At 35.8% G+C, this 12205-nt stretch carries 7 protein-coding genes; all 7 read left to right on the top strand.

From position 1 onward, the window contains the following. Positions 1 to 27: 27 nt before the first annotated feature. The gene (purL, locus tag AW14_RS07105; RefSeq protein WP_044638186.1) at positions 28 to 3684 is read left to right on the top strand and encodes a phosphoribosylformylglycinamidine synthase; all 3657 of its coding nucleotides are present in this window, start codon (positions 28 to 30) and stop codon (positions 3682 to 3684) included. Between the two features lie 240 nt (positions 3685 to 3924). Then, the gene (locus AW14_RS07100) at positions 3925 to 5694 is read left to right on the top strand and encodes an AMP-dependent synthetase/ligase (protein WP_044638185.1); all 1770 of its coding nucleotides are present in this window, start codon (positions 3925 to 3927) and stop codon (positions 5692 to 5694) included. Positions 5695 to 5801: 107 nt separating this feature from the next. Further along, complete coding sequence (locus tag AW14_RS07095; RefSeq protein WP_044638184.1) at positions 5802 to 6245, top strand: MarR family winged helix-turn-helix transcriptional regulator; 444 nt, start codon at positions 5802 to 5804, stop codon at positions 6243 to 6245. 15 nt (positions 6246 to 6260) lie between these two features. Continuing rightward, positions 6261 to 8654 carry a 3-hydroxyacyl-CoA dehydrogenase/enoyl-CoA hydratase family protein gene (locus tag AW14_RS07090; RefSeq protein ID WP_044638183.1) on the top strand — a complete coding sequence of 798 codons (2394 nt, stop codon included), beginning with the start codon at positions 6261 to 6263 and terminating at the stop codon, positions 8652 to 8654. Positions 8655 to 8694: 40 nt separating this feature from the next. After that, positions 8695 to 9042 carry a four helix bundle protein gene (locus tag AW14_RS07085; RefSeq protein WP_044638182.1) on the top strand — a complete coding sequence of 116 codons (348 nt, stop codon included), beginning with the start codon at positions 8695 to 8697 and terminating at the stop codon, positions 9040 to 9042. A gap of 41 nt (positions 9043 to 9083) precedes the next feature. Then, positions 9084 to 10274 (top strand): acetyl-CoA C-acyltransferase, encoded by a 1191-nt coding sequence (locus AW14_RS07080; protein ID WP_044638181.1) that lies wholly within the window; start codon positions 9084 to 9086, stop codon positions 10272 to 10274. A gap of 84 nt (positions 10275 to 10358) precedes the next feature. Further along, complete coding sequence (locus AW14_RS07075) at positions 10359 to 12170, top strand: acyl-CoA dehydrogenase family protein (protein WP_044638180.1); 1812 nt, start codon at positions 10359 to 10361, stop codon at positions 12168 to 12170. Positions 12171 to 12205: the final 35 nt, after the last annotated feature.

Genomic DNA, 12205 nt, shown 5'->3' with positions numbered 1-12205 from the left:
TCTATAACATATACAAAACAAGACCTAATGATTCATTTCTTTGGAAACGTAACCAGCAAAGTATTCGCTGTACAAACAACAAAAGAATTATCTACCGAAACTATTACTAAATTAGTATGGTTATTTGGCAATCAACCTAAAATAGAACAGGCATCATTAGATGCTTTTTTTGTTGGCCCTCGCGCTGCCATGATAACACCTTGGAGTACCAATGCTGTTGAAATCACTCAGAATATGGGCATTTCAGATATCATTAGAATTGAAGAATTTCAAGCCGTTTCTGAAGATTTCAAAAATTACGATCCTATGATTTCAGAGAAATACAACGGATTAAATCAAGAGTCGTTCACCATAAATATTAAACCAGAACCCATTCTTAACATAGAAGACATTGCGGCTTACAATGAGCAAGAAGGCTTATCTTTAAGTGATGAAGAGGTGAGTTATTTAGAAAACGTTTCTAAAAAAATAGGCAGACCATTAACCGATTCTGAAGTTTTCGGATTTTCGCAAGTAAACAGCGAACACTGCCGCCATAAAATATTTAATGGTACTTTTATAATTGATGGTGTAGAAAAACCGACTTCTCTTTTTAAATTAATTAGAAAAACTTCGGAAACAAATCCAAATTCCATCGTTTCAGCATATAAAGATAACGTTGCTTTTATTGAAGGTCCTGTTGTAGAACAGTTTGCACCGCAACGCGCGGATGTACCAGATTACTACACGGTAAAAGATTTTGAATCTGTAATATCGCTAAAAGCAGAAACACATAACTTCCCTTCAACTGTAGAGCCTTTTAACGGTGCTGCTACTGGATCTGGGGGCGAAATTCGCGACAGGTTAGCTGGTGGAAAAGGCTCGTTACCATTAGCAGGAACAGCGGTTTACATGACATCTTATTCGCGTTTAGAAGAAAACAGACCATGGGAAAACGGTGTTAAAGAGCGTCCATGGTTATACCAAACGCCTATGGATATTTTAATAAAAGCCAGTAATGGTGCATCCGATTTTGGCAACAAATTTGGTCAACCACTTATTTGTGGGTCTGTATTAACCTTCGAACATGAAGAAGATGCACGTATTCTTGGTTTCGATAAAGTCATTATGCAAGCTGGTGGTATTGGTTATGGCAAAAAAGATCAAGCATTAAAAGACACCCCTAAACCAGGTGATAAAATAGTTATTTTGGGTGGTGAAAACTACCGAATTGGTATGGGTGGTGCTGCGGTATCATCGGCAGATACTGGTGCTTTTGCTTCAGGCATCGAGTTAAATGCGGTACAACGTTCTAATCCAGAAATGCAAAAACGTGCAGCTAACGCTGTTCGAGGCATGGTAGAAAGTGACGAAAATTTCATTGTTTCTATTCACGATCATGGTGCGGGCGGACACCTAAACTGTCTATCTGAACTTGTAGAAGATACCGGTGGAAAAATAGATTTAGATGCCCTTCCTGTTGGAGACCCAACGCTTTCAGATAAAGAAATTATTGGTAACGAATCTCAGGAACGTATGGGATTAGTTATTGCAGAAAAACATATAGACACACTAAAACGTATTGCAGAGCGTGAACGTTCGCCAATGTACACCGTTGGTGATGTTACTGGAGATGACAGGTTTACTTTCGAATCTAAAACAAACGGCCATAAACCTATGGATTTAGCCATGGAAGATATGTTTGGTAGTTCGCCAAAAACCATCATGACCGATAATTCTGTGAACAGAAAATATAGTGAAGTAACTTATAACCCATTAAATTTTAACGATTATTTAAACCAAGTGTTGCAATTAGAAGCCGTAGCATGTAAAGACTGGTTAACAAATAAAGTAGATCGTTGCGTTGGTGGTAAAGTTGCCAAACAACAATGTGCAGGACCGTTACAATTACCTTTAAATAATGTAGGTGTTATGGCACTAGATTTTAAAGGAAAAGAAGGTATTGCAACCTCTGTTGGCCACGCGCCTATCTCCGGATTAATTAATCCTGCAGCAGGAAGTAGAAATGCCATTACAGAATCGTTAACAAATATTATTTGGGCACCTTTAAAAGACGGATTAAAATCGGTTTCTTTATCTGCAAACTGGATGTGGCCTTGTAAAAATGAAGGTGAAGATGCGCGTTTGTATGAAGCCGTTGAAGCCGTTTCTGAGTTTGCTATATCTTTAGGGATTAACGTGCCTACAGGTAAAGATTCTTTATCTATGAAACAAAAATACCCGAACGAAGATGTTATTTCTCCGGGTACTGTAATTATTTCGGCTGCTGGTAACTGTAACGATATTTCGAAAGTTGTTGAGCCTGTTTTTCAAAAAAATGGCGGGCAAATTTATTATATAAACATTTCTCAAGACACATTTAAACTGGGCGGAAGCTCGTTTGCTCAAATTTTAAATAAAATAGGAAACGATACGCCTACGGTTAAAGATGCAGGTTATGTTAAAACCGTTTTTAATACCATTCAGGAATTAATTAAAGATGAACAAGTTATCGCAGGGCACGATGTTGCTTCAGGCGGATTAATTACTACACTATTGGAATTATGTTTTGCCGATACTAATTTAGGTGCCAATATAGATCTTAGTGCGTTAGGTGAAAGTGATGCTTTAAAAGTATTATTTTCAGAAAATGCTGGTATAATAATTCAGTCGAAAGATGCTTCTATTGAATCTGTTTTATCTGAAGCTCAAATTGAATTTTTCAACATAGGTTCTGTTACAGAAAGTAATGCATTAAATATCAAGAATTATGAAGAGACTTTCAATTTAAATATATCAAATTTACGCGATGTTTGGTATAAAACATCTTTCTTATTAGACCAAAAACAAACAGCCAACGGTTTGGCAGAAGCCAGATACAATAACTATAAAAATCAACCTTTAGAGTATACTTTTCCAAAGCATTTTACAGGAAAACTGCCCAAGGTAAATGCTAACAGACCAAAAGCAGCTATACTTCGTGAAAAAGGAAGTAATTCTGAACGTGAAATGGCAAATGCCATGTATTTAGCTGGTTTCGATGTGAAAGATGTACACATGACCGATTTAATTTCTGGTCGCGAAACTTTAGAAGATATTCAGTTTTTAGGAGCTGTTGGTGGTTTCTCAAATTCCGATGTATTAGGATCTGCTAAAGGTTGGGCAGGCGCTATAAAATATAACGAAAAAGCCAATAAAGCAATTCAAGATTTCTTCAAAAGAGAAGACACACTTTCTGTTGGAATTTGTAACGGATGCCAGTTATTTATGGAATTAGAAGAAATAAATCCGGAACATGAAATCCACGGGAAAATGCATCATAATAATTCCCAAAAACACGAAAGCGCATTCACTTCAGTAAAAATTCAAGAAAATAATTCGGTGATGCTTTCTACCCTAGCTGGAACAACTTTAGGCGTTTGGATTTCTCATGGTGAAGGAAAATTTAAATTACCATATTCCGAAGATCAATATAACATTGTAGGCAAATATGGTTATGCAGAATATCCACATAACCCAAATGGTTCAGATTATAATACGGCCATGATGTGCGACAAAACAGGTCGTCATTTAGTTACGATGCCACATATTGAGCGCTCAACTTTCCAATGGAATTGGGCAAATTACCCTAAAGGAAGAAAAGACGAAGTAACACCTTGGTTAGAGGCCTTTGTAAATGCACGACTATGGATAGAAAATAAATAAATTTCCATTTTAAAAGCCTCTTAAATAAAACTAAGAGGCTTTTTTTTGCAATCATGTTACTTAACAAACTGGTATTTAAATTAATAATTAATAGCGCTATAGCTCAACATTTCAGATATTTAATAAAACACACTTAATTTTAAATATTAGATAAAAATTAAATATTGAATCCCCCTTAAATTGCTAATTTGAAAATCACTTTTAATTTCTTACTTTGCATGACAAGAAACTTAATTAAAGATGGTTGCTATTCATAGACTTTTTGATTTTCCATATTATCAATTAGAAACATACAATTTAGAAAAAGCCTTTACCACAAAGTATGATGGGGTTTGGAATTCTATATCAACTGAAGAATTTATAAATCAAGCTAATGCTCTTAGCCGTGGTTTACTTCGTCTTGGCATTAAACCTAATGATAAAATAGCTGTAATTTCATCTACCAACAGAACAGAATGGAATGTTCTGGATATTGGTGTTTTGCAAATTGGTGCACAAAACATTCCAATATATCCAACAATCGCTTCCGAAGATTATGAATATATTTTAAACCATTCAGAATCTGTTTTATGTTTTGTTTCAGATGTTGAAGTTCTTGAAAAACTTAATAGTATTAAATCGAAAACTAAACTCAAAAATGTTTACACTTTCGATGAAATTGCCAATGAAGAAAACTGGAAAGCCCTATTAAAATTAGGAGAAGACCCAAGTAATCAAGATGACGTAGAGTTAAGAAAAAAAGAAGTTACAAGTAACGATTTGGCGACCATTATATACACTTCTGGTACAACAGGAAAACCAAAAGGTGTTATGCTTTCTCATAACAATATAGTGTCTAATGTATTAGACAGTAAAAAACGCGTACCATTTAAATATGGTGAATCTAAAGCCTTGAGTTTTTTACCTATATGCCATGTTTTCGAACGCATGATTTTGTATTTATACCAATATTGTGGTGTTGAAATTTATTTTGCAGAATCTATAGAAAAAATGAGCGACAACCTTAAAGAAGTAAAACCCAATGTAATGACGGCTGTTCCTAGACTTTACGAGAAGGTTTACGACAAAATTATTGCTAAGGGTACCGAGTTAACTGGCTTAAAAAAAATAATTTTTTTCTGGGCGGTAAACCTAGGACTTAAATATGAACCGTACGGGAAAAACGGCCTATGGTATGAACTTCAACTTAAATTAGCACGAAAATTAATTTTTAGCAAATGGCAAGAAGGTTTAGGTGGTAATTTAGACGTTATGGTTTCTGGGAGTGCAGCATTGCAAACAAGGTTAACACGAATTTTTGCAGCTGCAAAATTACCCATCATGGAAGGCTATGGCTTAACAGAAACCTCTCCTGTAATTTCTGTAAACGACATGCGTAATGGAGGCTTTCGAATTGGGACCGTTGGAAAAGTAATCGACAATTTGGAAGTTAAAATTGCCGAAGACGGCGAAATTTTAGTTAAAGGTCCAAACGTGATGCTTGGTTACTATAAAGACCCCGAAAAAACTGCCGAAGTAATGACGAACGATTACTTTCATACTGGGGATATAGGCGAAATTGATAGCGATGGCTTTTTAAGAATAACCGACCGCAAAAAGGAAATGTTTAAAACCTCGGGAGGAAAATACGTAGCACCGGCACTTATTGAAAATGAATTTAAACAATCACGTTTTATAGAACAAATTATGGTTATTGGTGAAGGCGAAAAAATGCCCGCAGCACTCATTCAAATAAATTACGATTTCTCCAAAGAATGGGCGCGACGCCACAACATACATTTTAAAGATAATAACGACCTTATTACCAATACAAAACTTTTAGATCGCATTCAGGAAGAAATTGACCATGCTAATAAAAATTTTGGAAACTGGGAACAAATTAAGAAATTTGAAATCACACCAGATGTCTGGTCCATTGATGCTGGGCATTTAACACCAACCATGAAACTCAAACGAAAAGTTATTAAAGAGAAGTATTTAAACTTAATCGAAAAAATTTATCGCTCTTAATAACGTCTTCTAAAATTTTAACAAAAATACCGCAATTTTAACAGTCTATTTATTATGCGCGCATAATATTTTTATTATATTTGAAATTACCAACTAAAATATAATGAATGAAAGATAGAACAATAGATTATATGTTAAGAACAACTTGGCTGGCTGTTCAAAAAATGTATAATGAGGAAGCTGCTAAGTTTGAAACTACGATGGCTACAGGATTTACACTTTTAAGTATCGATCCTGAAGAAGGAACCCCTTCAACTGCCTTGGGTCCAAAAATGGGTATGGAAGCAACCAGTTTATCTCGCACATTAAAATCTATGGAAGAAAAAGGGTTAATAGAACGTAAACCCAACCCCGAAGATGGTAGAGGTGTTATTATTCATCTTACAGACTTCGGATTAGAAAAACGAGTGTATTCCAGAGAGAAAGTTTTAACTTTTAACGAAGCCATTAGAAAAAATATTTCAGAAGAAAAATTAAAACACTTTTACGAGGTGTCAGATTTAATAAATGAAATGATTTCTAACAAAAAAATATACAATCAAAAAGATTAGACTAGACTAAATAAAATGAGCAAACGAATTATTAAAAAAGTAGCCATAATAGGATCTGGTATTATGGGAAGCGGTATTGCATGTCATTTTGCCAATATTGGTGTAGAGGTGCTTTTACTCGATATCATTCCACGCGAATTAACCGATGCAGAAAAAGCAAAAGGCCTATCTATAAACGACAAAATCGTTAGAAATAGGTTGGTAAATGATGCATTAAATCATGCTTTAAAATCGAAACCATCCCCTATTTATCATCAAGAATTTTCAAAAAGAATTACAACTGGTAACTTAGAAGATGACATCGCTAAAGTTAAAGATGTGGACTGGATTATGGAAGTTGTTGTTGAAAGACTGGATATTAAAAAATCTGTTTTCGAAAAATTAGAAAAATACAGAACTCCAGGAACTTTAATAACGTCTAATACTTCTGGTATTCCTATTCATTTTATGAGTGAAGGAAGAAGTGACGATTTTCAGAAACATTTTTGTGGCACGCACTTTTTTAATCCGGCACGATATTTAAAATTATTTGAAATTATTCCAGGACCTAAAACATCTTCAGAAGTTTTAAACTTTTTAAATGGATATGGCGAACAATTTCTTGGAAAAACATCGGTAATAGCAAAAGACACCCCGGCGTTTATTGGAAATCGCATAGGTATTTTTGGTATTCAAAGTTTATTTCATCAGGTAAAAGCTTTAGGATTAACGGTTGAAGAAGTAGATAAATTAACCGGCCCTGTAATTGGGCGTCCTAAGTCAGCTACATTCCGAACCGTAGATGTTGTGGGCTTAGACACTTTAGTTCATGTTGCCAATGGCATATATGAAAATTGCCCTAACGACGAGGCTCATGAGTTATTTAAGCTTCCAGATTTCATTAATACCATGATGGAAAATAAGTGGTTAGGAAGCAAAACGGGACAAGGTTTTTACAAAAAAGTAGATAAGGAAATTTTAGCCTTAGATTTAAATACACTGGAATATAAGCCATCAAAAAAAGCAAATTTTGCAACCTTAGAACTAACTAAAACCATCGATAAAGTTATCGACCGTTTTAAAGTTTTAGTTTCAGGGAAAGATAAAGCGGGCGCATTTTACAGAAAGAATTTTGCTTCAATGTTCGCTTATGTTTCAAACAGAATTCCAGAAATAACAGACGAACTTTATAAAATTGACGATGCCATGAAAGCTGGATTTGGCTGGGAACATGGACCTTTTCAAATTTGGGATGCCATTGGTGTTCAAAAAGGCATCGAACTCATGAAGGCTGAAAATTTAGAACCCGCTTCTTGGGTGCAGGACATGCTTGCATCGGGTGTGGGTACCTTCTACACAATAAAAGAAGGTGCTACCTATTTTTATAATATTCCATCAAAAACTCAAATTAAAGTTCCTGGACAGGATAGTTTTATCATTTTAGATAATATTAGAAAATCAAATCAGGTTTTCAAAAACTCGGGTGTTGTAATTGAAGATTTAGGTGATGGTATTTTAAACTGCGAATTCCAGTCTAAAATGAATACCATTGGTGGCGATGTTTTGGCAGGATTAAACAAAGCTATAGACTTAGCCGAAAAAGATTTTCAAGGCTTAGTTATAGGAAATCAAGCTGCTAATTTCTCCGTTGGTGCTAATATAGGCATGATTTTCATGATGGCTGTAGAGCAAGAATACGACGAGTTAAATGCTGCTATTAAGTATTTTCAAGACACCATGATGCGTATGCGATATTCTGCCATACCAACAATTTCTGCGCCCCACGGTATGACCTTGGGTGGCGGTTGTGAACTTTCTATGCATGCCGATAAAGTTGTAGCTGCTGCCGAAACGTATATAGGTTTGGTTGAGTTTGGTGTTGGTGTTATTCCTGGTGGCGGCGGATCTAAAGAAGTGGCGCTTCGTGCATCAGATTCTTTTAGAAAAGGGGATGTAGAATTGAACACCCTTCAAGAATATTTTTTAACCATTGGAATGGCAAAAGTATCAACATCTGCCTACGAAGCCTTCGATTTAGGGGTGCTTCAAAAAGGAAAAGACGTGGTAGTTGTTAATAAAGACCGACAAATTGCAACCGCTAAGGCTTATGCTAAAATAATGGCAGAAACAGGCTACACTCAACCTGTAAAGCGTAAAGATGTTAAGGTACTGGGCAAACAAGCTTTAGGAATGTTTTTAGTAGGCACAGATGCCATGCAAGCTTCTAATTTTATAAGCGAGCACGACCATAAAATAGCCAACAAACTAGCTTATGTCATGGCTGGTGGTGATTTATCGGAACCTACTTTAGTTAGTGAGCAATATCTATTAGATTTAGAACGCGAAGCATTTTTAAGTTTATGTACCGAACGCAAAACTTTAGAGCGCATTCAGCATATGTTAAAAACTGGAAAACCACTTCGCAACTAGTTGCGAATAGTATTGAGATATTAGTATTAAGTAATTAGAAATGCACAGAGTTGAAGATTTAAAAATCTGGAATAAATCAATTAAACTTACTAAAGCTGTGTATTTACTTATCGCTAATTTACCTTTAGATGAAAAGTTTGGACTAACATCCCAAATTAAAAGGAGTGTTATCTCAATTCCTTCAAATATAGCTGAGGGTGCTGGCAGAAATTCTCAAAAAGAATTTAAACACTTTTTAAGTATTGCGAATGGTTCTGCTTACGAACTTCAAACGCAATTACTTTTAATTATAGAATTAGATTTGATAACAAAAGATAAAGTACAACCAATTATTGAGTTATGTATTGATATCCAAAAAATGAATTATGCACTTCAGCAAAAATTATAATTCTCAATACTAAAAACTCAATACTCAATACTAAATTAAAAATGAAACAAGCATATATAGTAAAAGCATACAGGACAGCTGTTGGTAAAGCGCCAAAAGGTGTTTTCCGTTTTAAGCGGGCCGACGAGTTAGGCGCAGAAACCATTCAGTATATGATGAAGGAATTACCACAACTGGATGTTAAACGCATCGACGATGTTATTGTTGGTAACGCCATGCCAGAAGGTGCACAAGGTTTGAATATGGCACGTTTTATATCTTTAATAGGATTAAAAAGTGTCGATGTTCCTGGTGTAACTGTTAATCGTTTTTGTTCTTCTGGTATCGAAACCATAGGAATTGCTACTGCTAAAATTCAAGCAGGAATGGCCGATTGTATTATTGCAGGTGGTGTAGAGAGCATGAGCTCGGTTCCTATGACGGGTTTTAAACCCGAATTAAACTACGATACCGTAAAAGCAGGTCACGAAGATTATTACTGGGGCATGGGTAATACAGCCGAAGCGGTTGCCAACCAATTTAAAGTTTCCAGAGAAGACCAAGATGAATTTGCATATAATTCGCATTTAAAAGCTTTACGAGCCTTATCTGAAAATCGTTTTCAAGACCAAATTGTTCCCATAAATGTAGAGCAGATTTACATTAACGACAGCGGTAAAAAAGCAACAAAATTATACACCGTTACAAAAGATGAAGGTCCGCGAGCCGATACCAACCTAGAGGCTTTAGCAAAATTAAAACCTGTTTTCGCTCAAGGCGGAAGTGTAACCGCAGGAAACTCATCGCAAATGAGTGATGGTGCGGCTTTTGTTATGATAATGAGTGAAGCCATGGTAAAAGAGTTAAATCTAGAACCTATTGCCCGTTTAGTAAATTATGCAGCAGCTGGTGTAGAACCAAGAATTATGGGTATTGGTCCTGTAAAAGCTATTCCCAAAGCATTAAAACAAGCAGGCTTAAAACAAACCGATTTAGAATTAATTGAGTTAAATGAAGCCTTTGCCTCTCAATCTATTGCTGTCATTAGAGAATTAAACTTAAATCCGGAAATTGTAAATGTTAACGGAGGTGCTATAGCTTTAGGTCACCCACTCGGATGTACAGGCGCCAAATTATCGGTACAATTGTTTGATGAAATGCGTAAACGTAACATGACTGGTAAATACGGCGCTGTTACAATGTGCGTAGGCACTGGACAAGGTGCTTGTGGGATTTTTGAATTTTTAAACTAATTAGAATTGAGATATGAGACTTGAGTAATGAGGAAGCTAAAAATCTCTATACTTAATACTCACTACTAAAAAACAATAAAAAATATGGAATCAACAGAAAAAGACTTATTACGTGGCGGTCAGTTTTTAGTTAAAGAAACAAACTGTGAAGATATTTTCACACCCGAAGATTTTTCAGAAGAACAACGCATGATGAAAGAAGCGGTAACCGAGTTTGTCGACCGTGAACTCTGGCCAAACAAACCGCGCTTTGAGGCTAAAGATTATGCTCTTACAGAATCTTGTATGCGTAAAGCCGGAGAAATGGGCTTTTTAAGCATTTCCGTACCAGAGGCATATGGTGGTATGGGTATGGGATTTGTAGATACCATGTTGGTTTGCGATTATATTTCTGGTGCAACTGGCTCTTTTAGCACGGCTTTTGGGGCACACACCGGTATTGGCACTATGCCTATAACCTTATACGGTACCGAGGAACAAAAACAAAAATATGTACCAAAATTAGCATCTGGAGAATGGTTTGGCTCCTATTGTTTAACCGAACCAGGCGCTGGTAGCGACGCTAACTCAGGTAAAACCACAGCAACCTTATCTGAAGATGGAAAGAGTTATAAAATCAACGGACAAAAAATGTGGATTTCAAATGCGGGCTTTTGTAATTTAATGATTGTTTTTGCTCGTATTGAAGACGATAAATACATCACGGGCTTTATCGTAGAATATGATAAAAACAACCCCAACGGCATTACGCTTGGCGAAGAAGAACATAAATTAGGTATTAGAGCTTCATCAACTAGACAAGTATTTTTTAACGATACAGTGGTTCCCGTTGAAAATATGCTTTCAGAGCGTGGCAACGGTTTCAAAATTGCTATGAATACTTTAAATGTTGGTAGAATAAAATTAGCAGCTGCTTGTTTAGATGCGCAACGTCGTACAATTACAGAATCTGTTAAATACGCCAACGAACGTGTTCAGTTTAAAACTAATATTTCTAGTTTTGGAGCTATTCGTCAAAAAATTGCCGAAATGGCAACCAACTGCTGGGTGGGTGAAGCTGCGAGTTATCGTGCTGCTAAAAATATTGAAGACCGTATTGAACTTAGAAAACAAAACGGCAAAGATTCACACCAAGAAGCCGAGTTAAAAGGCGTAGAAGAATATGCCATTGAATGTTCTATTTTAAAAGTAGCCGTTTCCGAATATACACAACATTGTACAGATGAAGGTATTCAAATTTTTGGAGGCATGGGCTTTTCTGAAGATACCCCAATAGAATCTGCTTGGAGAGATGCTCGTATTTCAAGAATCTACGAAGGCACCAATGAAATTAACCGTATGCTAAGTATTGGTATGCTTATTAAAAAAGCCATGAAGGGTCATGTCGATTTACTGGGGCCAGCAACCGCGGTTGCCAACGAATTAACAAGTATTCCGTCTTTTGAAACTCCAGATTTTTCAGAATTATTTGCAGAAGAAAAAAGCATTATTGCCAATCTTAAAAAATTATTTTTAATGGTGGCTGGTAGTGCCCTGCAAAAATATGGCCCAGAAATTGAACAACATCAACAACTTATGCTTGCGGCTTCAGATATTTTAATTCAAATTTATTTGGCTGAATCTGCTATTCTACGTGCCGAAAAAATGGCGAAAAAAGATGGTGAAGACAAAGCGAAAGAGCAAATTGCGATGGCAAAATTAAATTTATTTCACGCCATTGATGTTATAGAAACGGCAGGAAAACATTCTATCATATCGTTCTCATCGGGAGACGAACAGCGTATGATGCTTATGGGCTTAAAACGTTACATAAAATATGTAAACATGCCAAATATTATAGAATTAAGAAATATAATTGCTAAAAAAGTTATAGCAGAAAATAAATACTGCTATTAATAAATTTAAATGTGACTAACTCAAATTTAAGCGTT

It is taken from the genome of Siansivirga zeaxanthinifaciens CC-SAMT-1, assembly GCF_000941055.1.
Lineage (GTDB): Bacteria > Bacteroidota > Bacteroidia > Flavobacteriales > Flavobacteriaceae > Siansivirga > Siansivirga zeaxanthinifaciens.
This window is presented reverse-complemented; position numbering and strand designations above follow the sequence as displayed.

Excerpts from the sequence above, each read along its gene's own strand:
- purL (WP_044638186.1), top strand. The coding sequence starts at position 28 with ATGATTCATTTCTTTGGAAACGTAACCAGCAAAGTATTCGCTGTACAA.
- AW14_RS07100 (WP_044638185.1), top strand. The coding sequence starts at position 3,925 with ATGGTTGCTATTCATAGACTTTTTGATTTTCCATATTATCAATTAGAA.
- AW14_RS07095 (WP_044638184.1), top strand. The coding sequence starts at position 5,802 with ATGAAAGATAGAACAATAGATTATATGTTAAGAACAACTTGGCTGGCT.
- AW14_RS07090 (WP_044638183.1), top strand. The coding sequence starts at position 6,261 with ATGAGCAAACGAATTATTAAAAAAGTAGCCATAATAGGATCTGGTATT.
- AW14_RS07085 (WP_044638182.1), top strand. The coding sequence starts at position 8,695 with ATGCACAGAGTTGAAGATTTAAAAATCTGGAATAAATCAATTAAACTT.
- AW14_RS07080 (WP_044638181.1), top strand. The coding sequence starts at position 9,084 with ATGAAACAAGCATATATAGTAAAAGCATACAGGACAGCTGTTGGTAAA.
- AW14_RS07075 (WP_044638180.1), top strand. The coding sequence starts at position 10,359 with ATGGAATCAACAGAAAAAGACTTATTACGTGGCGGTCAGTTTTTAGTT.